Genomic DNA, 20,185 nt, shown 5'->3' on the forward strand with positions numbered 1-20,185 from the left:
GGCGCGGGGCGGCTCAGGCGGCCCGTGCGGCCACCGGCTGCAGCTCGGCCCAGTCCGGCAACGCGGCGCCCAGAACGGCAAGGCCGCCCAGCCGCCCGAGTTCGTCGGAACACTTGGCGCCCCGCCCGCAGCCGGCCACCGCCACCGCGACGCGGTCGGAAAGCCGCCCGATGGCCGGGCGATCGGCAGGGGTGTAGGTGGTCACGCAGGCGTCCGTGACCGTGCGCCGGATCGCGATGCCGGGCATCCGCTTCCGGATCATGGCCTCGAGGCGCGCGCCCACCTCCGCCGAGCCGCCGCCGCGGAACCAGTCGCCGAGCGCCGCGCGGCCCTCCAGCGGCACGTCCACCGGGTCGCCGCCGAGCTTGAGGTAGAGCCGCCCGTCGGGGTAGCGGATCGGCGGCAGGAGATAGGGATCCTCGCCGTTCGGCAGAAGCGCGATGAGCGACGGCATCGAGGAAAGCCGCGCGGCCTCTGCCGCGTCGATCTCGAAAAGCGCCACGGTGCGCGCATAGACCGAAAGCGGCAGCGCCCCGGGCAGGAGGACGTCGGTGAATCCGCCTGTCGCCACCAGGGCGCGATCGGCCCGCACCGGTCCCTCGGACGTGGCGACGCTGATGCCCGCAGCGGTTTCGTCGAGGCCCTGCGCCTCGGCCGCGAGATACCGCGCGCCGGCGCGTTCCGCCGCGACCAGCTGCGCCCGGGCAAGACGGCGCGGGCTGATGTGCCCTGCCGCCGTCGCTTCGTAAAGGGCCAGCGTCCCGGGCGCGAACGCGAAAAAGGGGAACCGCTCGGCCAGCGCGCCGCCTGTCAGCCGCTCGGCGGGAAAACCCGCCGCCTCCTGCACCTCGGCGGTCTGGCGGATCAGCGTGCCGTCAGCCGGCCCCGCGAGCATCGCGCCCGCCTCGGTGTAGAAGGAAATGCCGCTTTCGGCCTCGATCTCGCCATAGCGCGCGATGCTTTCGCGGCTCGCGCGGCTCCAGAAGGCCCAGGGATCGAGCTTGCGGGTGATGCGGCCCTCGTCGTAGTGGCTCGCGAAGACCCCGTCGTGGCACCGCTTGTCGCCCGGCTCGGCCGGACCGATCAGCACCACGTCGTGGCCGGCCCTGGCCAGGTGCCGCGCCGCCGCGCCACCGATCAGACCCGCGCCGATGATGGCGATCCGCATCGCATCCTCCCGCTCTGTCGCGGGGAAAAGGCTGCCGCGCGGCGAAGGAAAAGGAAAGCCCCGCCGCGCCTTTCGCGCTCAGCGGCCGCCGTCCTCGTCGTCGTCCTCGGTCTCGTCGGGCAGGTTGAAGAAACTGTCGGGATCCCGCTTGTCGTCCTCGTCGGCGCGCGTTTCGCTGCCTCCGGTGAGCGTGAAGGACTCGAGCCCCTCGATCGCCGTCGGCATCTTGGGCTCGGCCTCCATGCCGAGGCTCTGCTCGGTGGAGACGAGCTTGCGGCGCTCGTCGTCGGACATGATCGCGCCCTCGGCTTCCTTCTTCTTCGCCGCCTTCTGCACGACGGCGTCGAGCTCGCTCTGCTTGCAAAGCCCCAGGGCAACCGGGTCGATCGGCTGGATGTTGGAGATGTTCCAGTGGGTGCGCTCGCGGATCGACTGGATCGTGGGCTTCGTCGTGCCGACAAGCCGCGCGATCTGGCTGTCGGCCAACTCGGGGTGGAACTTCACCAGCCAGAGGATGGCCGCCGGGCGGTCCTGCCGCTTCGACAGCGGCGTGTAGCGCGGGCCGCGGCGCTTGTCCTCATCGCGCGCGGCGGGGTTGAACTTGAGCTGGAGCCTGTAGTTCGGGTCGGCCTCCGCCTTGCGGATCTCCTCGGGCTCGAGCTGGTTGTTGGCCACGGGGTCGAAACCCTTCACGCCCGCGGCCACGTCGCCGTCGGCGATGCCCTGGATCTCCAGCTCGTGCATCTCGGTGAAATCGGCGATCTGCTTGAAGCTGAGCGTGGTGTTGTCCACGAGCCAGACGGCGGTCGCCTTCGGGTGCAGCAGTTTGGCCATGTCGCGTCTCCTCAATACGTATTGCCCGGCGCCCGGGGCCGGGCGGCCTCGCCCTGCGAGGCTGGATCGAGTTGTGGGGGAACTCGGCGCTGATATAGTCGAGCCGAAACGCGAAGGGAAGGGCCGAATGCGCTGGGCGATTCTGCTGCTGTTCTGGGCTACGGCGCTGCGCGCCGAGGGCGAGGCGGCGGGCGATTTCGACTACTGGGTGCTCTCGCTGAGCTGGAGCCCGACCTGGTGCGCGCTCGAAGGCGGGGCGCGCGGCGCGCCGCAATGCGATCCGGCCGCCGATCACGGCTGGACGCTGCACGGGCTCTGGCCGCAATACCATCGCGGCTGGCCGAGCCATTGCCCGACCTCGATGCAGCCGCCCTCGCGCGCCGGCACCCGCGCGATGGCAGACATCATGGGCAGCGCGGGGCTCGCCTGGCACCAGTGGAAAAAGCACGGAAGCTGCTCGGGGCTGGCCGCCGACGACTATTTCGCGCTGTCGCGCCGCGCCTACCTGTCGGTGGCGCGGCCCGAACTCTTCCGCCGGCTGAGCGATCCGGTGCGCCTGCCCGCCCGGGTGGTGGAGGAGGCGTTCCTGAAGGCCAATCCCGGCGTGGCGCCCGACATGCTGACCATCACCTGCCGGGCGGGCCGCATCCAGGAGGCGCGGCTTTGCCTGTCGCGCGACGGGCTCGCGCCGGTGCCCTGCGGCCGCGACGTGGTCGAGGACTGCCGTCTCGACGACGCGCTTCTCGCGCCGATCCCCTGAGCGGCGGACGAAGGGACGCTCAGCCCACCTTCAGCACGATCTTCCCGATATGGGCGGAGCTTTCCATCCGGGCATGGGCCGCGGCGGCCTCTTCGAGCGGGAATTCGGAATCCATCACCGGTCCGATGCGCCCCGCCTCGAGAAGCGGCCAGACATGGGCGCGAAGCCCCTCGGCGATGCGCGCCTTGGCGAGTTCGGATTGCGGGCGCAGGGTGGAGCCGGTGATCGTCAGCCGCCGCGTCATCACCTGCGCGAAGTTCAGCTCCACCTTGGGGCCCGACAGGAACGCGATCTGCACGAGCCGCCCGTCATCGGCGAGCGCCTTGACGTTGCGCGGGATGTAATCGCCGCCCACCATGTCGAGGATCAGGTTGGCGCCGCCCTCGGCGCGAAGCGCCTCGACGAAATCCTCCTCGCGGTAGTTGATCGCGCGCTCGGCCCCGAGACGGGCGCAGGCGGCGCATTTCTCCGGGCTTCCCGCCGTGGCGAAGACCCGGGCGCCGAAGGCGTGGGCGAGCTGGATTGCCGTCGTCCCGATCCCGGAAGAGCCGCCATGAACCAGGAACCGCTCCCCGGCCTGGAGCCTGCCGCGCATGAAGACGTTGGACCAGACGGTGAAGAAGGTCTCGGGCAGGCAGGCGGCCTGCTGGAGGTCGAGCCCCTCGGGCACGGGCAGGCAATGCGCCGCGGGCGTCACGACGTGTTCGGCGTAGCCGCCGCCGGGAAGAAGCGCGCAGACGCGGTCTCCCACCGCCCATTCCGTCACCCCCGGGCCGATTGCCGCGATCTCGCCCGCGGCCTCGAGGCCCGGCAGGTCGGACGCGCCGGGCGGGGGCGCGTAGGCGCCCGCGCGTTGCAGCGCATCGGGCCGGTTCACGCCCGCATGGGACACGCGGATCAGGACCTGCCCCGCCCCCGGCTCGGGCACGGGGCGGGTTGCCAGGCGCAGCACCTCGGGGCCGCCGGGCTCGCTGATCTCGACGGCGCGCATGGTCTGCTCTGGCATGGGTTCACTCCTGGGCGGGCGGGCCGGACCAGCGGCCCGGCAGGTCGATGTCGGGGGCGCGCATCGGCGCGCGCACCTTGCCTAGCACCCAGGCCGGTCCGGCGAAAACCCGTTTCAGCACCGGGTTCTCGCCGACCTGCGCCTTGACCTTCTCGAACTGCATCACGTCGGCGATCCGGCGGTCGAGGAACGCCCATGTCGCGCTGCTGTCGGGCGTCTCGTCGCCGAGCCAGTAAAGCACCGTCGCGCTGTAGACCGCCGAAAGCGTGGCGCGCTTGGTATACCAGTTCACGTCGTCGGAATCGTCGCCAAGGGCCGTCCAGATGGTGTCCGCCGTCTCCCAGATCAGGCGCGCGCCCTCCGCCGCGTGGTTGGGAAGCGCGAAGAACGTGGTGCCGCGGCGCACCGCCTCCTTGTCGCCCGCCGCCTCGAGGCGGGCGCGCACGGCGAAGGCGATCCGGTCGCGCATCCGCATCTCCGTCAGGTCGGTGACGCGCAACCGCTCGCGCATCGCCCTGTCGCCGCGCCGGTGGAACGTCACGGCAAGGTCCAGGGCGCCGCGCCGGCAGAGCGCACGGGCGACCGCCGGGTCGATGCCGGTGTCACGTATCGCGGCGCGGAACGTGGCCTCGGACCAGCCGTCGAAGGGCACGTGAAGAAGCGCGGCGTCGAGCAGCGCTGCGAGTTCGGGGCTTTCCGGCGTCGTGGGCATCTGGCGACTCCTCGGCATCTCGTGGATGTTCTGGACAAGCTAGCGTGGCCTTGGTATACGGCCACCTCCTGCAATAACAGCAACTTCAGCCCGAAAGGTGGTGACACCCACATGCAGGTCAGTGTTCGCGACAACAATGTCGATCAGGCGATGCGCGCGCTCAAGAAAAAGCTGCAGCGCGAAGGCGTCTTCCGCGAAATGAAGCTGCGCCAGCACTTCGAGAAACCCTCGGAGAAGAAGGCGCGCGAAAAGGCCGAGGCGATTCGCCGCGCGCGCAAGCTCGCGCGCAAGAAGGCCCAGCGCGAAGGGCTCCTCTGAGCGTTCGCCTGCCGGCGATCGAACACGAATGGGAAACCCCCGCGGCCTCGTGCCCGGGGGTTTGTCATGTTCGGGCGGGCCCGTCGGGACGCCGGAACGTCCGGGCCCGCGCGCGGCCCGGCGCCGCCGGCGTCAGGTCCCCCGCCGGGCGCCGCCCGCGTCGGTACGGTCAGACGCGGCTCACCACGCCTCCTCGTCCCGCATCATCACGAAGATGAGCACCGCGAGAATGCTCATGTAGAAGCGGAAGGCGGCCTGCTGGCCGTTCCACGTGTCCGACTGCCACATCAGGAACCACTCGCCGCCCACGGCCATGAACCCCACGAACCAGACGAGAAAGCCCACCGTCGCGCCGAGCACCACGTAGGTCTTGGCGGACTGGAAGGCGTCGGCGTCTGCGTCCCGCGCGGCGAACATGCGCAGCGCGCCGATGAGAAGCAGGAGGAAGGTGATCCCCTCCCCCGCGATGATACCCCAGTAGCCGGCGTGCCACATCCACGGCACCGTGATCGCGCGCCACATGCCCGCGTTGCCCTCGAAGGTCGTGTCCATGCTGAGAACATGTTTCACGAACTCGAAATTCGAATTGTAATCGGTCAGGTTGTTGAACGTGACGAGAAAGGCGAAAAGGCTTAGGCCCAACACCATCACCATCTTGCAGTAGCGGACGAGCATGTCGGTAACTCCAGTTTCACACGGCGCCGGATTGCGGACCAGGTTCCGGCTCACGGCGAGCGCCGCCGCACGTGCCCTTACGTCAGGGATCGGCGAAGAGTTGCGGCCCGTCAAGCCAGATCCGGCGATGCAGGCCGGCGACCGGCTGCGAGTGCAGGACGAGGTCTTCGTCGTGACCCGGCGCGTGTGGACCGTCTCGGACGGCGCCCCGCTTCTGGAACTGGTCGTGGACTGGCCGGAGCGTTGAACGCTCAGACGGGCAGCGCCGTGGTCGCGCAGACGGTGCGGAGCGAGAAACTCGACTGCATCTGCGCCACGCCCGGCAGGCGCGTGAGGTATTGCCGGTGGATGCGCGCGAAATCCTCGGTGTCCTCGGCCACGATCTTGAGGATGTAGTCCGCGGTGCCCGCCATCAGGTGACATTCGAGGACGTTGGGAATGCGCCGCACCGCGGTCTCGAACGCCTCGAGCACCTCGTCGGCCTGCGCCTGGAGCGTGATCTCCACGAAGACCGTGGCGGGAACGCCGAGGGCGCGCGGCGACAGCAGCGCGACGTAGCCCGCGATCGCGCCCGCCGCCTCCAGCCGCTGAACCCGGCGGTGACAGGCCGAGGGCGACAGGTTGACCTGTTCCGACAGGTCGGCGTTCGAGATGCGGCCCTGCTTCTGAAGCGCGCGCAGGATCCGGCGATCGGTTTCGTCCATCGTCATTACGGCCGCATGTCCTTCGCCGATTTGCCTTGATCTGCGAAGAAACTGCCGAAGACTGCATTCCCGGCGCGAGAGATTTCAACGCATTTGCACCGGATATCCTGCATGCTCGTGCCAGGGAAGAGGAGACCGCGATGAAGATTGGCTGCCCCACCGAGATCAAGCCGCAGGAGTTCCGCGTGGGCCTCACGCCGAACGCCGCGCAGGAAGCCGTGGCGCACGGGCACGAGGTGATCGTCCAGTCGGGCGCCGGCAGGGGCGCGGGCTTCGAGGACGCGGATTACACCGAGGCCGGCGCGCGGCTCGCCGAGACCGCCGAGGAAATCTTCGCCGAGGCGGATATGATCGTGAAAGTCAAGGAACCGCAGGCGGCGGAGCGCGGGATGCTGCGCGAGGGCCAGGTGCTGTTCACCTACCTCCACCTCGCCCCCGACCCGGACCAGACGCGGGACCTGCTCGCGTCGGGCGTCACCGCCATCGCCTACGAGACAGTCACCGACGCGCAGGGCGGGCTGCCGCTGCTCGCGCCCATGTCCGAGGTCGCGGGCAGGCTCGCCCCGCAGATGGGCGCCTGGGCCCTGCAGAAGGCCAATGGCGGGCGCGGCACGCTGATGGGCGGCGTGCCGGGTGTCGGCCCGGCCGAGGTGGTGGTGATCGGCGGGGGCACCGTGGGCACCCACGCCGCGCGCGTGGCGGCCGGGATGGGGGCCGAGGTCACCGTGCTCGACCGGTCCCTGCCCCGGCTGCGCTACCTCGACGACGTGTTCGGCGACAGGTTCCGCACCCGCTACTCCTCAAGCGGCGCGCTTGCGGAGCTGCTCGGCCGCGCCGACCTCGTGGTGGGCGCGGTGCTGATCCCCGGCGCGGAGGCCCCCAAGCTCGTGCGCCGCGACGACCTTGCCCGGATGAAGCCGGGCGCCGTGCTCCTGGACGTGGCCATCGACCAGGGCGGCTGTTTCGAGACGTCGCGGGCGACCACCCACGAAGATCCGATCTACGAGGTGGACGGGATCGTGCATTACTGCGTCGCCAACATGCCGGGCGCCGTGGCGCGCACCGCGACCATCGCGCTCGGCAACGCCACGATGCCCTTCATGCTGGCGCTCGCCGACAAGGGCTGGCGGCAGGCCTGCACCGACGACCCCCATCTGCTGGCCGGGCTGAACGTGCACGCTGGGCAGCTGACCTACTATGCCGTGGGCAAGGCGCTCGGGATCGACGTGATCTCGCCGCAGAAGGTGCTGCGGGGCTGAACCGCCCGCCGCGGCGGCGCGCGGCGGCGCGCGGCCCTTTCAGGCGGCCTTCCACTTGATCGAACACCCGATGGACGGGACCTGCTCGGCCGGTCCCTTCCCCGTCTCGGCCACCTGCTTCATCGCCTCGAAGAGGTCGCGGCGCAGGTCCTCGGGGCCCGCCTCCGCGCGCGAGGCATCGAGCCTGCCGCGGTACTGGAGGCCGAGATCCGCGTCGAAGCCGAAGAAGTCCGGCGTGCAGGCGGCGCCATAGGCGCGCGCCACGGACTGGTCCGCGTCGTGCAGGTAGGGGAACGGGAAGTCCTTCTCCTTCGCCATGGCGCCCATGTTCTCGAAGCTGTCGGCCGGGTAGTTCTCGGCGTCGTTCGAGCAGATTGCCGCGAAGCCGATGCCGAGCGGCGCGAGATCGCGCGCGTCGCGGACGATCCGGTCGATCACGGCGAGGACATAGGGGCAGTGATTGCAGATGAAGGCCAGCACCAGACCGTTCCGGCCCCTGAGGTCGGAGAGCGCGTAGCTCCGCCCATCGGTCGCGGGCAGGCGGAAATCCGGGGCCTTCCAGCCGAAGTCGCAGACGGGGGGTTGGGCGGCGGGCATGGGCAGGGCTCCTTTCTCTCGGTCGCGCCGAGGCTAGCGCGACGCGCGGCGCCGCTTCAAGCAGCGCCGGTCCCGGCCGCTCAGGCCGGCTTCGAGATCTCGACCGAATGCGGATAGGGGATCGTGATGCCCTCTGCGTCGAAGGTCTCCTTCACGCGCTTGAGCATGTCGAACTTGAGATCCCAGTAATCCCCGGCCGCGCACCAGAGCCGCACGCCGAGATCCACCGAGCTCTCGCCGAGCGCGACCACGCGCACCCAGGGCGCCGGGTCGGCGTGGACGCGCGGATCGGCCTCGGCGATGCGCAGGATGATCCCCATCGCCTTGTCCGCGTCGTCGCCGTAGTCGATGCCGAAACCCAGGTCGAGGCGGCGCGTCGCATGGGCGGAGTAGTTGGTGATGACCGACCCCCACGCCTTCCCGTTCGGCATGATGATCTGCACGTTGTCGGGCGTGACGAGTTCGGTCACGAAGAGGTCGAGGTTCTCGACCGTCCCCGCGGTGCCGCCGATATCGACGAACTGGCCCAGCTTGTAGGGCCGGAACAGGATCAGCATGAAGCCCGCCGCCAGATCGGCGAGCGTGCCCTGGAGCGCGAGGCCCACCGCCAGCGTCGCGGCGCCCAGCACCGCGACGAGGCTCGTGGCCTCGATCCCGAAGATGCCCAGCACCGCGATGAAGACCACGAGGAGCAGCACCCACTTCACGACGCTGGCCACGAAGTTGCCGAGTGTCTTGTCGATCTGCGGGGTGCGGTTGATCCGACGGCGCACGGTGCCGCCGACGATGCCGGCGATCGTCCAGCCGACGACGAGGACGACGAGCGCCTTCAGTGCATTGAGCAGGATCGGGCCGTAGCCCGACGCCGTTTCCATGAGCTGTCTCGCCTGGTCTTCCATCGCGCCCATCCTTTCGCCGCGCAGCCGTCGCCCCGCGCCTGCGGGTTGACCCTCATGCGCAGGCAATCCTGCACCCGCGCACAAGTCAAAGGGTTTTACCTGCCGGTAATGCGCCTATTGTGCGACCGGAGCATGAAAGGAGACCCGATGGCCGAGCTTGCCGATTTCCCGATCACCCGCCGTTGGCCGCCGCAGGACCCGTCCGTGCTGCAACTCTATTCCTTCCCCACGCCGAACGGCATCAAGGTGTCGGCCATGCTGGAAGAGACGGGACTGCCCTACGAGGCGCACCGCGTGACGCTCGACGACGCCGACGTGAAGAGCCCGGAATTCCTTTCGCTCAACCCCAACAACAAGATCCCCGCCATCATCGATCCCGACGGGCCCGGCGGGGAACCGATGGGCCTCTTCGAGTCGGGGGCCATCCTGGTCTACCTCGCCGAGAAGACCGGGCAGTTCCTGCCCGCCGATCCGCGCGGGCGCTACGAGGTGCTGCAGTGGCTGATGTTCCAGATGGGCGGCGTGGGGCCGCTCTTCGGCCAGCTCGGCTTCTTCGTGAAGTTCAAGGGCGCCGAGGTGAAGGACCCGATCCCGCGCGAGCGTTACGTGAACGAGGCGCGCAGGCTTCTGGGCGTGGTGGAAACCGCGCTCGAGGGGCGCGAATGGATCGCGGGGGAGTATTCCATCGCCGACATGGCGCTCGCGCCCTGGCTGCGCGCGCTCGACTTCTACGGCGCGAAGGACCTCGTGGGCTGGGACGCGCACCCGCGCACCGTGGCCTATCTCGACCGCTTCCTCGCGCGGCCCGCGGTGCAGCGGGCGCTCGACATCCCGCCGAGGAACGGCTGACGCGGCGGCGCCCGCGGCCTCTCATCCCGCTGCAGGCGGCGTCAGCCGGTCGCGCAGCAGCGCCACCGGGTGCGCGCGCAGGCTGAGGCGCATGGCCACGTAATCCTCCACCACCTCCTCGCCGAGCGTCATCTCCGGCAGGAGCGCCGCTGGCTCGGCGATGCCTTCCCCGTCCATGTCGCCCTCGAAAAGTGGCAGCGGCGCGGGGGCGCGGAGCGCGCGCGCCTCCCATGACGCCTCGCGGCGCGAGAGGCCGAGCGCGGCGAAGACATCCGCCTCGGCCAGCCGGGCGAGCACCGGGGGCGTCACGCCCGCGCGGCGCCAGACGTCCTCCACCGTCAGGTAGCCGTTGCCGCGCGCCGCCGCGATCCAGGCGGCGTCCTCCTCCTTCAGCCCCCTGATCTGGCGGAAGCCCAGGCGCAGCGCCAGCCCGCCGCGGCCGTCGGGCTCCATCACGTTGTCCCAGTAGCTCTCGTTGATGCAGACCGGGCGCACCTCCACCCCGTGCTCGCGCGCGTCGCGCACGATCTGCGCCGGGGCGTAGAAGCCCATGGGCTGCGCGTTGAGAAGCGCGCAGGCGAAAAGGCCCGGGTGATGGCACTTGAGCCAGGCGGAGGCATAGACCAGCAGCGCGAAGCTCGCCGCGTGGCTTTCGGGGAACCCGTAGGAGCCGAAGCCCTCGATCTGGGAGAAGCAGCGCTCCGCGAAATCGCGGTCGTAGCCGTTCGCCACCATGCCCTTCAGGAACCGGCTCCGGAACTCGCTGATGTTGCCGTGCTTCTTGAAGGTGGCGAGCGAGCGGCGCAGCCGGTCGGCCTCATCGGGCGTGAAATTGGCGCCGATGATGGCGATCTGCATCGCCTGCTCCTGGAAAAGCGGCACGCCCAGCGTCTTGGCCAGCACCGCGCCCAGCGCATCGGAGGGGAACTCGACCCGCTCCTCGCCGTTGCGGCGACGGATGTAGGGGTGAACCATGTCGCCCTGGATCGGCCCCGGCCGCACGATCGCCACCTCGATCACCAGATCGTAGAACGAGCGTGGCTTCATCCGCGGCAGGAAGTTCATCTGCGCGCGGCTTTCCACCTGGAAGACGCCAACGGAGTCGGCCCGGCACAGCATGTCGTAGACCCTCGGATCCTCCTGCGGCAGCGTCGCCAGCGTGTAATCCGCCCCGTGATGCTGGCGCAGCAGCTCGAACGCCTTGCGGATGCAGGTCAGCATCCCCAGCGACAGCACGTCCACCTTGAGGATGCCCAGCGTGTCGATGTCATCCTTGTCCCAGCAGATGACGGTGCGGTCCTCCATCGCCGCGTTCTCCAGCGGGCAGAGCTCGTCGAGCCGCCCCTCGGTGATGACGAAGCCGCCGACATGCTGCGACAGGTGGCGCGGGAAGCCCACGATCTCGTCGATCAGCTCCATCGTCTGGCTCAGGCGCCTGTCCGAAGGGTCGAGGCCGATCTCGGAGAGCCGCTCCGCCTCCGTCCCGCCCATGCCGTAAAAGCCCCAGAGCTGGGAGCTGAGCGCCGCCACCGTGTCCTCGGAAAGCCCCATCGCGCGGCCCACCTCGCGGATCGCGCGCTTGCCGCGGTAGTGGATGACGGTCGCGCAAAGACCCGCGCGGTGGCGGCCGTAGCGGGCGTAGATCCACTGGATCACCTCCTCGCGGCGCTCGTGCTCGAAATCCACGTCGATGTCGGGCGGCTCGTCGCGCGCCTCACTGACGAAGCGCTCGAAGACCATGGTGCCGATCTCGGGGGAGACGGAGGTGACGCCGAGGCAGTAGCAGACCACCGAATTCGCCGCCGAGCCGCGCCCCTGGCAAAGGATGCCGCGCGTGCGTGCGAAGGCGACGATGTCGTTGACGGTCAGGAAATAGGGCTCGTAGTTCAGCTTGGCGATGAGCGCGAGTTCATGCTCGAGCATGGCGCGCACGCGCTCCGGCGCGCCCTCGGGATAGCGCCGGGCGAGACCCGCCCGGGCCAGCCGGGCCAACCGGTCGCGCGGGCGCTCTCCGTCGGCGACCTCGGAAGGGTACTCGTAGCGCAGCGCGTCGAGCGAGAAGGTGCAGCGCCGCGCCAGCGCCTCCGCCCGCGCCACCGCCGCCTCGTGGCCGCGGAAGATCCGGCGCATCTCCGCCTCCGAGCGCAGCCGCTGCTCGGCGTTGGCGAGCGCCGCGCGGCCGAGCGCGTCCACCCGCGTGCCGGTGCGGATGGCGGTGAGCACGTCGGTGAGCCGGCGGCGCCGGCCGTGATGCATCATGGGCCGCGCGGTGGCGAGGGTCGGCAGGGCAAGCCGCGCAGCCTCCGCCGCCCAGAGGTCGAAGCGCGCCGGGTCCTGCCCGTCATAGGCCGGGGCGAGGGCGAGGTGCAGGCGCTCTCCGAAGCGGCGGGCGAGGCGGGCCGCCTGCCGCCGCCAGTCCTCGGGCCAGTCCAGCGCGCGGGCGGGCGGGTGCAGCAGAAGCTCGAGCCCCTCCATCCCCTCCATGATGTCGTCCATGCGCAGCGCGGCGCCGCCCTTGGGCGCGCGCAGCCGCCCCCGCGAGATCAGCCGGCAGAGCCGCGCCCAGCCCTCGCGCGTGGCCGCGAGCGCGGTGATCTCGGGGCCGTCCACCGGCACGAGCCGCGCGGCCGGGATGAGGCGCGGCACGTTCCGGATCGCCGCAGAGGGGCCGGGGGCGCAGCCCTCGGGGGCGGGCGGGCCGATCGGCCCCCGGGCCGCCTCGAGCGCGTCGCGCTCGGCCACCTCGCGGGCCATCTCGCGCGCCGCGGCATGGGCCCGCACGATCCCCGCCACCGAGTTCTCGTCGGCCACCGCGATGGCGGACAGCCCCATGAGCCCGGCGCGGCGCATGAACTCCTCGGGATGCGAGGCGCCGGTCAGGAAGGTGAAGTTCGAGGTGATCGAGAGTTCCGCGGCCATGACGAGTCGGCATTATATTCACGTTTTGTTCTTTTTTGGAGTCCGCGCCGCGCCCGGTTCAGAGCCGCGCGCGGAACGCGTCGAGAACCTGCTCGTAGACGACACGCTTGAAGGGCACGATCACGCCCGGAAGATCCTGCGCCGGGATCCAGCGCCACTCCGAGAACTCGGGGTGATCCGTGGCGATGTCCACGTCCGCGTCCGTGCCCAGGAACCGCGCCAGCACCCATTTCTGCTTCTGCCCGCGGTAGCGCCCCTTCCAGATCCGGGGCACGAGGTCGTGGGGCAGGTCGTAGGTGACCCAGCCCTCGGTCTCGTCCTCGACGCGCACCAGGTCGGCGGTGATGCCCGTTTCCTCGCGAAGCTCGCGCAGCGCGGCCTCGCGCGGCGTCTCGTCCCCGTCGATCCCGCCCTGCGGCATCTGCCAGGCGGCCACATCGGAATCGATGCGCTGGCCCACGAACACGTCGCCGCCCGCGTTCAAGAGCATGACGCCCACGCAGGGACGGTAGGGCAGGCGGGCGATCTCCTCGGGCGTCATCCGGCGCACTCCTCTGGGCAAGAGCTTTGGCCGGCCCCTGTCCGGCCAGGGGCGCGGCGAAGGCGTCGCACAATGCCTTCGCCGCGCCCGGATGCCGGGCTCAGGGCTGATCCGGCCCGAGCGCCTCCATGCCCTTCAGGATGTCGATCGCATAGGCGAGCTGGTAGTCCTCTTCACGCAGCCGCGCCGCGGTCTCGGCCTTGGACCGCTCTTCCTCGATCTGCCGGATTTCGTCCTCCGACAGGGAGTCGTTGTCGAGCCGGCCGCGCAGGTCCGCCTCCGAGCGCGGCGGGCGTGCCCCGTCCTCTGCGTCCTCCTCGGTTTCGGCCCTGCGCCGCGGCTGTTCCACCACGATGTCGGGGGAGACGCCAAGCGCCTGGATCGAGCGGCCCGACGGGGTGTAATAGCGCGCCGTCGTCAGGCGCATGGCCCCGTCGCCGCGCAGCGGCATCACCGTCTGCACCGAGCCCTTGCCGAAGCTCCGCGTGCCCACGACCACCGCGCGGCGGTGATCCTGAAGCGCCCCGGCCACGATCTCCGACGCCGAGGCCGAGCCGCCGTTGATCAGGACGACGATGGGCTTGCCCTCTGCCAGGTCGCCGGGCGTGGCGTTGTAGCGATCGCCATCGGTCAGGACGCGCCCGCGGGTCGAGACGATCTCGCCCTTCTCGAGGAACGCGTCCGAGACCCGGATCGCCTGGGTCAGCAGCCCACCGGGATTGTTCCGCAGGTCGAGCACGATGCCGTTGACGCCCTCCATGCCGCCCGCGGCCTCGATCTGCTCGGCCAGCCCTTCCTTCAGGTTGTCGTAGGTCTGGTCGTTGAAGGTCGTGACGCGCAGCACGACAGTTTCGCCCTCGAGCCGGGTGCGCACGGCCGTCAGCGTGATCGTGTCCCGGATGATCGAGACGTCGAAGGGTTCTCCCTCGCCATCCCGCACGACGGTGATGATGATCTCGGAGCCCACCGGCCCGCGCATCAGGTCCACCGCCTCGTCGAGGGTGAGGCCGAGAACCGACTCGCCGTCCACATGGGTGATGAAATCGCCCGCCTCGATTCCGGCCGCGTCCGCCGGCGTGCCGTCGATGGGCGAGACGACCTTCACGAAGCCGTCCTCCTGCGTGACCTCGATCCCGAGCCCGCCGAACTCTCCCCGGGTCTGGACGCGCATGTCCGCCGCGTCCTCGGGCGAAAGATAACTCGAATGCGGATCGAGCGATGTCAGCATGCCGTTGATCGCCGCCTCGATCAGCTCTCCCTCGTCCACTTCCTCGACATACTGCGCGCGGATGCGCTCGAAGATGTCGCCGAAGAGGTCGAGCTGCTCGTAGACGCTGGTCGATCTCTCGCTCTCCTGCGCCAGCAACGGGCCGGCGACCTGCGTCGTCGCGACGATCCCGGCCGCTATGCCGCCCAGCGCGGCGATCACGAATTTCTTCATCTGCTCAGTCCTTCTCGCTGCGGAACCACGCAAGCGGATCCTCGGGCTCCCCGCCCGCTCTGACTTCCATATAGAGCGTCTCGCTCCGGTCTCTTCCAGCCCCATCACCCGACTGTGACACGATCGCCCCGACCTGCGGGTCCTCTCCGCCCATGAGGCCCACCGGGCTTCCCTCTGGCAGCACCTCTCCGACCTCCCCGAAGACCACGTCGAGACCCGCCAGGACGAAGAGTACCCCGGCTTGCGGTTCGAGCATGGAGACCAGACCGTAATCCAGCAAGGGGCCACGGTAACGGAGCGTCGCCGCCGCGGGCGTCGTGACGAGCGCGCGCGGACGCGTCGCCACCACGATGCCGGGCCGCACGATCCCGGCGGCGTCGGCCTCGCCCGCGCGGCGGATGACGGTGCCCTGCACCGGTAGCGGCAGGTCACCCTTGCGCTGCACGACCGGCGGCAGGCGCACGGGCGTCTCGTCCTGCACGATCCCCGAGAGCCCGCTCGCGAAGCCTTCGAGCGTTTCGGTCGCGGCGATCAGGATCTGCATGCCGACCGGGTCGGCCGTGAAGCGGCGCGGCAGATCCTCGCGTTCGGCCACCGCCTGGCTGAGCGCGGTGCGCGCCGTCTGCACGCCGAGAAGGCCCTCCTCCACCCGCCGCGCGGCGCCCTGCTGAAGCGCGCGGAGTGTCGCCACCTCCGTCAGGGTTGCGGACAACGCCTCCGCCCGCCGCTGCAGCGCGGGCGTCACGTCGGCCACGAGCATCCCCGCGCGGGCCGTCCCGAGGGGGCCCGACGGATGCAGGGTAAGAAGCGGTGCCGGCGCGGCGCTCATCGACTGGAGCGCCCCGAGCAGCCGCGCCACCTCGGCCTCGCGCGCCTCGAGTTCGAGGGTGAGCTGGCGTTCGCGGATCGACACGGCGCGCAGCCCCTCGCGCATCGCGGCGAGCCCGGATTCGAAGCCGCGCACCGTCTCGGTCAACGCCGCCACCCGGTCGCGCGCGGTCTCTGCGGCCTCCAGCGCCTGCGCGGCCGCCTCGAGTTCCTCGATCGCCCCGCGCGCCGCCGCGGCCGGGTCCGTCTCCGCCGCGGCGACCGCCGAGGCGAAGAGCACCAGAAGAAGCGCGGCAAGCGATCTCATCGCGCGATCAGGCTCCGGCCGGTCATCTCGGGCGGTGCCTCCAGCCCCATGAGCTCGAGCACCGTGGGCGCGAGATCGGCCAGCCGGCCGCCATCGCGCAGCCTCGCGCCGTCCGGCCCGCCCACAAGGATCACCGGCACCGGGTTCGTCGTGTGCGAGGTGTGCGGCGCCCCGGTATCGGGATCGACCATCACCTCGCAATTGCCGTGATCGGCGGTCACGATCATCGCGCCGCCCGCCGCCGCGAGCGCCGCGCGCACGCGGCCGAGGCCCTCGTCCACCGCCTCGCAGGCCCGGATCGCCGCATCCAGATCCCCGGTATGGCCGACCATGTCGGGATTCGCGTAGTTCACGACGATCAGGTCATAGCCCGCGCCGATCGCCTCCACCAGCTGGTCGGTGACCTCGCCGGCCGACATCTCGGGGGCGAGATCGTAGGTCGCGACCGGCGGCGACGGAGCCATGTACCGCTCTTCGCCGGGCGCCGGGACCTCTTCGCCGCCGCTCAGGAAAAAGGTCACATGCGGATATTTCTCGGTCTCGGCGAGACGGAACTGCCGCAGGCCCTTCGCGGCCACCCAGGCGCCGAGCGTGTTCGCGATCTCTTCGGTTTCGAAGAGCGTGTCCATGTAGGCGTCGTGCGCGTCGGAATAGGACACCATCCCGAGGCAGGCGGCGAGCGCCGGGCGCGGGCCGGTCTCGAACGCGTCGAACCCCGGCTCGGCCAGGGCGCGCAGGAATTCGCGCGCACGGTCGGCGCGGAAGTTGAGGCAGAAGACGCCGTCGCCGTCGGCCATGCCGGTGTAGTCGCCGATCTCGGTCGGAAGAAAGAACTCGTCGGTCAGCCCCTGCGCGTAGCCTTCGGCGACGGCATCGGCCGCGCTGCGCGCATGGGGGCCCTTGCCCTGCACGATGGTCTCGAAGGCCAGCGCGATCCGGTCCCAGCGGTTGTCCCGGTCCATGGCATAGTAACGCCCCGTGACGGTCGCGATATAGGCCCCCTGGGGCAGTTGGTCTTCCAGCCGCGCGACATACTCGGCGGCGGATTTCTGCGCCACGTCGCGCCCGTCGGTCAGGGCATGGATGGCCACGGCGACGCCCTCGTCGGTGATCGCGCGCGCCGCCGCGAGCATGTGATCGAGCGAGCCGTGCACGCCCCCGTCCGACACCAGACCCCAGAGATGGGCGATCCCGCCCGTCTGGGTCAGCGCCTCGATGAAGCGCCGGAGCGCGGGGCGTTCGGCGAAGCGACCCTCGGCGATGACGGCATCGATCCGCCCCAGATCCATCGTGACCACGCGGCCCGCGCCGATGTTCATGTGGCCCACCTCGGAGTTGCCCATCTGGCCCTCGGGCAGACCCACATCCGGGCCGTGGGTCACCAGCGTGGCGTTCGGGCAGGCGGCCATGAGCTGGTCGAAATTGGGCGTGTGCGCGAGAGCGGGCGCATTGGCCTCCGTCTCCGCGCGCAGCCCCCAGCCGTCGAGAATGCACAGCACCACCGGTTTCGGAGCGCCCATCGCCCTGCCCTCGCTTTCCTTGCCACGGGGCCCTTCTAGCGCCCCGGGCGCCGGGATTGAACCTCGCGCGGGGCAAAGACGTGCGGAAAGTCGCGGCGGCCCCGGTCATGCCCGGTGATACGGCGTCCCTGCAAGGATGGTGGCGGCCCGGTAGAGCTGTTCGGCCAGCATCACCCGCGCCAGCGCGTGCGGCCAGACCATCGCGCCGAAGGACAGCAACAGGTCGGCGCGCTGGCGCAGCGGCGGAAAGAGCCCGTCCGCGCCGCCGAGAAGGAAGGCCGCATCCTGGCGCCCGCCGTCGCGCCAAGCGCCAAGCGCATCGGCGAAGTCGGGTGAGGAGCGTGTTCGCCCCCGCTCGTCGAGGGCGACGACGACGGCGCCGCGGGGCAGGGATTTCTCGAGAAGCGCCGCTTCGGCCTCGGGCCCGCCGCCGCGGCGGGCCTCGACCTCGTGCTCCGCGCCCAGCGTCAGGCCCAGCGCCCGGCCCGCGCGATCGAAGCGCGCGAGGTAGTCGTCGATCAGGGCACGTTCGGGGCCGCCGCGCAGGCGACCCACGGCGCAGATGTGGACGCGCACGCCCTCAGGCGCGGCTGGCCGCCGCCGCGGGCGTCATCCACATCTTCTCGAGCTGGTAGAACTCCCGCACCTCCGGCCGGAAGACGTGAACGATCACGTCGCCGGCGTCGATGAGCACCCAGTCGCCAGCCTCCTTGCCCTCCACCGAGCAGTGAACGCCGCGCTCCTGCTTGAGCGTGTCCACCAGCCGGTCCGAGATCGCCGCTACCTGGCGGGACGACCGGCCCGAGCAGATCACCATGAGATCGGCCATCGCCGACTTGCCGCGCAGGTCGATCTGCACGACGTCTTCGGCCTTGGCGTCCTCGAGAGTGGAAAGGATGAGCGAGGCGAGCGGGATGTCCGAAGCCTCGTTTGCGGGATGGCTCATCATGGGCATCCCGGTGTCTGCGGCAGACGCCGCATCAACGTGAAAAGACAGGACATCGTCCTCCTTGTCTGACGCGCCGCATGCAGGCCCCGGCGCCGGACCTGTCATGAAGGTAGCAAGCGGACGGCCGCATTTCAATGAAACCTCGCATCGCGACCCTTCAGGGCGCGGCGCTGTCGCGACGGGGCCACGCAGCTGCCGACAGGCTTGCGAGTCGCGGGCCGCGGTAGTATCTCATGCCCCATGATGCGGGTCTTCGACATGGACGATCGGGCGCGTCTGCCCTGGCGCTTCTTCGGCGCGGCGCGGAGTATTCTCGCCCGGCTATGAGCAGACGCCCCGTGGCGCGCGACGCCGCGGGCCGGCCGACCCGTCCAGCCCCCTGACACCCGAAACCGGGAGAGACCGCAATGTCCCCCAAGACGCTTTACGACAAGATCTGGGATGCCCACCTGGTGCACGAGGACGAGGACGGCACCAGCCTTCTCTACATCGACCGTCACCTGGTTCACGAGGTGACCAGCCCGCAGGCCTTCGAGGGTCTGCGCATGGCCGGCCGCCAGGTCCGTGCGCCGCAACGCACCATCGCGGTGCCCGATCACAACGTGCCCACCACACCGGACCGCGTGAACGGGATCGAGAACGAGGAAAGCCGCATCCAGGTCGAGGCGCTCGACCGCAACGCCCGCGAATTCGGCCTCAACTACTACCCGGTGAACGACATCCGGCAGGGCATCGTGCATATCGTCGGCCCCGAGCAGGGCTGGACGCTGCCGGGCATGACGGTGGTGTGCGGTGACAGCCATACCGCGACCCACGGGGCCTTCGGGGCGCTCGCCCACGGCATCGGCACCTCGGAGGTGGAACACGTTCTCGCCACGCAGACGCTGATCCAGCGGAAATCGAAGAACATGAAGGTCGAGATCACCGGGCAGCTTCCCCCCGGCGTCACGGCGAAGGACATCACGCTCACCGTGATCGGCCATACCGGCACGGCGGGCGGCACCGGCCATGTCATCGAATACTGCGGCGAGGCGATCCGCGCGCTGTCGATGGAAGGGCGCATGACCGTCTGCAACATGGCGATCGAGGGCGGCGCGCGCGCCGGTCTGATCGCGCCGGACGAGACCACCTTCGAGTACATCAGGGGCCGCCCGCACACGCCGAAGGGCGCCCAGTGGGACCAGGCGATGGACTGGTGGCGGACGCTGCATTCCGACCCGGACGCGGAATGGGACAAGGTGGTGACCATCCGCGGGGAGGACATCGCGCCGGTCGTCACCTGGGGAACGAGCCCCGAGGACGTGTTGCCGATCACCGACGCCGTGCCCGATCCCGACAGCTTCGCGGGCGGCAAGGCCGGCGCGGCGAGGCGCGCGCTCGAGTACATGGGGCTCGAGCCCGGCACGCCGCTGTCGGAAATCGAGATCGACACCGTCTTCATCGGCTCCTGCACCAACGGACGCATCGAGGACCTGCGCGCCGCCGCGGCGGTGCTCAAGGGCCGGAAGATCAAGCCGGGCCTTCGCGCCATGGTGGTGCCGGGCTCCGGCCTCGTGCGGGCGCAGGCCGAGGAGGAGGGCCTTGCCGAGATCTTCACCGAAGCGGGCTTCGAATGGCGCCTTGCGGGCTGTTCCATGTGCCTAGCCATGAACCCCGACCAGCTCGCCCCCGGCGAACGCTGCGCGGCGACGTCCAACCGCAATTTCGAGGGCCGCCAGGGCCGCGGCGGACGGACCCACCTGATGAGCCCGGCGATGGCGGCGGCCGCGGCGGTCACCGGACGGCTGACCGATGTGCGCGAGGTGCTCTGATCCACCGCCATCAGGGCACCTGCCCCGTCTGCAGGACGGATGCCGAGTTCGTCAGCGCGCACGACTGGCTGCGCGACGGGTTGCTGTG

21 protein-coding genes are annotated in these 20,185 nt (G+C 70.3%); 6 read left to right on the top strand and 15 right to left on the bottom strand.

Going from position 1 to position 20,185, the window contains the following annotated elements; genetic code table 11:
- Positions 1–13: 13 nt before the first annotated feature.
- Together AB6A66_RS06480 and AB6A66_RS06485 are read right to left on the bottom strand one after the other, a co-directional pair.
- Positions 14–1,168, bottom strand: a complete 1,155-nt coding sequence (locus AB6A66_RS06480; RefSeq protein ID WP_371055242.1) for an FAD-dependent oxidoreductase — start codon at positions 1,166–1,168, stop codon at positions 14–16.
- Positions 1,169–1,246: 78 nt separating this feature from the next.
- Positions 1,247–2,002, bottom strand: coding sequence for a DUF1013 domain-containing protein (locus AB6A66_RS06485; RefSeq protein ID WP_371038159.1), 756 nt, complete (start codon positions 2,000–2,002; stop codon positions 1,247–1,249).
- A gap of 127 nt (positions 2,003–2,129) precedes the next feature.
- On the opposite strand from AB6A66_RS06485, the gene AB6A66_RS06490 reads away from it, so the two are divergent.
- The gene (locus tag AB6A66_RS06490; protein WP_371055243.1) at positions 2,130–2,762 is read left to right on the top strand and encodes a ribonuclease T; all 633 of its coding nucleotides are present in this window, start codon (positions 2,130–2,132) and stop codon (positions 2,760–2,762) included.
- Between the two features lie 19 nt (positions 2,763–2,781).
- Here AB6A66_RS06490 and AB6A66_RS06495 read toward each other — a convergent pair whose 3' ends face one another.
- Complete coding sequence (locus AB6A66_RS06495) at positions 2,782–3,768, bottom strand: NAD(P)H-quinone oxidoreductase (protein WP_371055244.1); 987 nt, start codon at positions 3,766–3,768, stop codon at positions 2,782–2,784.
- A gap of 4 nt (positions 3,769–3,772) precedes the next feature.
- A complete protein-coding gene (locus AB6A66_RS06500) occupies positions 3,773–4,480 on the bottom strand; it encodes a COQ9 family protein (RefSeq protein WP_371038156.1) in 708 nt (235 codons plus the stop codon).
- Between the two features lie 111 nt (positions 4,481–4,591).
- Between AB6A66_RS06500 and rpsU the strand changes: the two genes are divergently transcribed.
- Positions 4,592–4,798, top strand: coding sequence for a 30S ribosomal protein S21 (rpsU, locus tag AB6A66_RS06505; RefSeq protein WP_371038299.1), 207 nt, complete (start codon positions 4,592–4,594; stop codon positions 4,796–4,798).
- A gap of 180 nt (positions 4,799–4,978) precedes the next feature.
- Here the strand turns inward: rpsU and AB6A66_RS06510 are convergent, their stop codons facing one another.
- Positions 4,979–5,473 carry a DUF2165 family protein gene (locus tag AB6A66_RS06510; protein ID WP_371055245.1) on the bottom strand — a complete coding sequence of 165 codons (495 nt, stop codon included), beginning with the start codon at positions 5,471–5,473 and terminating at the stop codon, positions 4,979–4,981.
- Between the two features lie 100 nt (positions 5,474–5,573).
- Between AB6A66_RS06510 and AB6A66_RS06515 the strand changes: the two genes are divergently transcribed.
- Positions 5,574–5,720 (top strand): hypothetical protein, encoded by a 147-nt coding sequence (locus tag AB6A66_RS06515; RefSeq protein WP_371055246.1) that lies wholly within the window; start codon positions 5,574–5,576, stop codon positions 5,718–5,720.
- A 4-nt stretch (positions 5,721–5,724) separates the two neighbouring features.
- Here AB6A66_RS06515 and AB6A66_RS06520 read toward each other — a convergent pair whose 3' ends face one another.
- A complete protein-coding gene (locus tag AB6A66_RS06520; RefSeq protein WP_371055247.1) occupies positions 5,725–6,183 on the bottom strand; it encodes an Lrp/AsnC family transcriptional regulator in 459 nt (152 codons plus the stop codon).
- 134 nt (positions 6,184–6,317) lie between these two features.
- On the opposite strand from AB6A66_RS06520, the gene ald reads away from it, so the two are divergent.
- Positions 6,318–7,436 carry an alanine dehydrogenase gene (gene ald / locus AB6A66_RS06525; RefSeq protein WP_371055248.1) on the top strand — a complete coding sequence of 373 codons (1,119 nt, stop codon included), beginning with the start codon at positions 6,318–6,320 and terminating at the stop codon, positions 7,434–7,436.
- A 39-nt stretch (positions 7,437–7,475) separates the two neighbouring features.
- Here ald and AB6A66_RS06530 read toward each other — a convergent pair whose 3' ends face one another.
- Together AB6A66_RS06530 and AB6A66_RS06535 are read right to left on the bottom strand one after the other, a co-directional pair.
- The gene (locus AB6A66_RS06530) at positions 7,476–8,033 is read right to left on the bottom strand and encodes a thioredoxin family protein (RefSeq protein ID WP_371055249.1); all 558 of its coding nucleotides are present in this window, start codon (positions 8,031–8,033) and stop codon (positions 7,476–7,478) included.
- 80 nt (positions 8,034–8,113) lie between these two features.
- Positions 8,114–8,908 (bottom strand): mechanosensitive ion channel family protein, encoded by a 795-nt coding sequence (locus AB6A66_RS06535; RefSeq protein ID WP_371055397.1) that lies wholly within the window; start codon positions 8,906–8,908, stop codon positions 8,114–8,116.
- A 171-nt stretch (positions 8,909–9,079) separates the two neighbouring features.
- Here AB6A66_RS06535 and AB6A66_RS06540 point away from each other — a divergent pair, with 171 nt between their 5' ends.
- Positions 9,080–9,781 (top strand): glutathione S-transferase family protein, encoded by a 702-nt coding sequence (locus tag AB6A66_RS06540; protein ID WP_371038150.1) that lies wholly within the window; start codon positions 9,080–9,082, stop codon positions 9,779–9,781.
- A gap of 21 nt (positions 9,782–9,802) precedes the next feature.
- Here the strand turns inward: AB6A66_RS06540 and AB6A66_RS06545 are convergent, their stop codons facing one another.
- From AB6A66_RS06545 to rsfS, 7 genes are all read right to left on the bottom strand, one after another.
- On the bottom strand, positions 9,803–12,700 hold the full coding sequence (locus AB6A66_RS06545) for an error-prone DNA polymerase (RefSeq protein ID WP_371055250.1): 2,898 nt from the start codon (positions 12,698–12,700) through the stop codon (positions 9,803–9,805).
- Between the two features lie 58 nt (positions 12,701–12,758).
- Positions 12,759–13,241: an RNA pyrophosphohydrolase gene (locus tag AB6A66_RS06550; RefSeq protein WP_371055251.1), complete on the bottom strand. Its 483-nt coding sequence runs from the start codon at positions 13,239–13,241 to the stop codon at positions 12,759–12,761.
- A gap of 100 nt (positions 13,242–13,341) precedes the next feature.
- A complete protein-coding gene (locus tag AB6A66_RS06555) occupies positions 13,342–14,682 on the bottom strand; it encodes a S41 family peptidase (protein ID WP_371055252.1) in 1,341 nt (446 codons plus the stop codon).
- A gap of 4 nt (positions 14,683–14,686) precedes the next feature.
- On the bottom strand, positions 14,687–15,817 hold the full coding sequence (locus AB6A66_RS06560) for a murein hydrolase activator EnvC (RefSeq protein WP_371055253.1): 1,131 nt from the start codon (positions 15,815–15,817) through the stop codon (positions 14,687–14,689).
- The gene (gene gpmI, locus AB6A66_RS06565) at positions 15,814–17,337 is read right to left on the bottom strand and encodes a 2,3-bisphosphoglycerate-independent phosphoglycerate mutase (protein ID WP_371055254.1); all 1,524 of its coding nucleotides are present in this window, start codon (positions 17,335–17,337) and stop codon (positions 15,814–15,816) included. The genes AB6A66_RS06560 and gpmI overlap by 4 nt, the downstream gene beginning before the upstream one ends.
- 105 nt (positions 17,338–17,442) lie before the next feature.
- Positions 17,443–17,913, bottom strand: coding sequence for a 23S rRNA (pseudouridine(1915)-N(3))-methyltransferase RlmH (gene rlmH / locus AB6A66_RS06570; RefSeq protein ID WP_371055255.1), 471 nt, complete (start codon positions 17,911–17,913; stop codon positions 17,443–17,445).
- A gap of 4 nt (positions 17,914–17,917) precedes the next feature.
- Positions 17,918–18,283, bottom strand: a complete 366-nt coding sequence (gene rsfS / locus AB6A66_RS06575; RefSeq protein WP_371055256.1) for a ribosome silencing factor — start codon at positions 18,281–18,283, stop codon at positions 17,918–17,920.
- A gap of 410 nt (positions 18,284–18,693) precedes the next feature.
- On the opposite strand from rsfS, the gene leuC reads away from it, so the two are divergent.
- Positions 18,694–20,097 (top strand): 3-isopropylmalate dehydratase large subunit, encoded by a 1,404-nt coding sequence (leuC, locus tag AB6A66_RS06580; RefSeq protein WP_371055257.1) that lies wholly within the window; start codon positions 18,694–18,696, stop codon positions 20,095–20,097.
- Positions 20,098–20,185: the final 88 nt, after the last annotated feature.

It is taken from the genome of Rhodosalinus sp. K401 (assembly GCF_041365735.1).
Classification (GTDB): domain Bacteria; phylum Pseudomonadota; class Alphaproteobacteria; order Rhodobacterales; family Rhodobacteraceae; genus Rhodosalinus.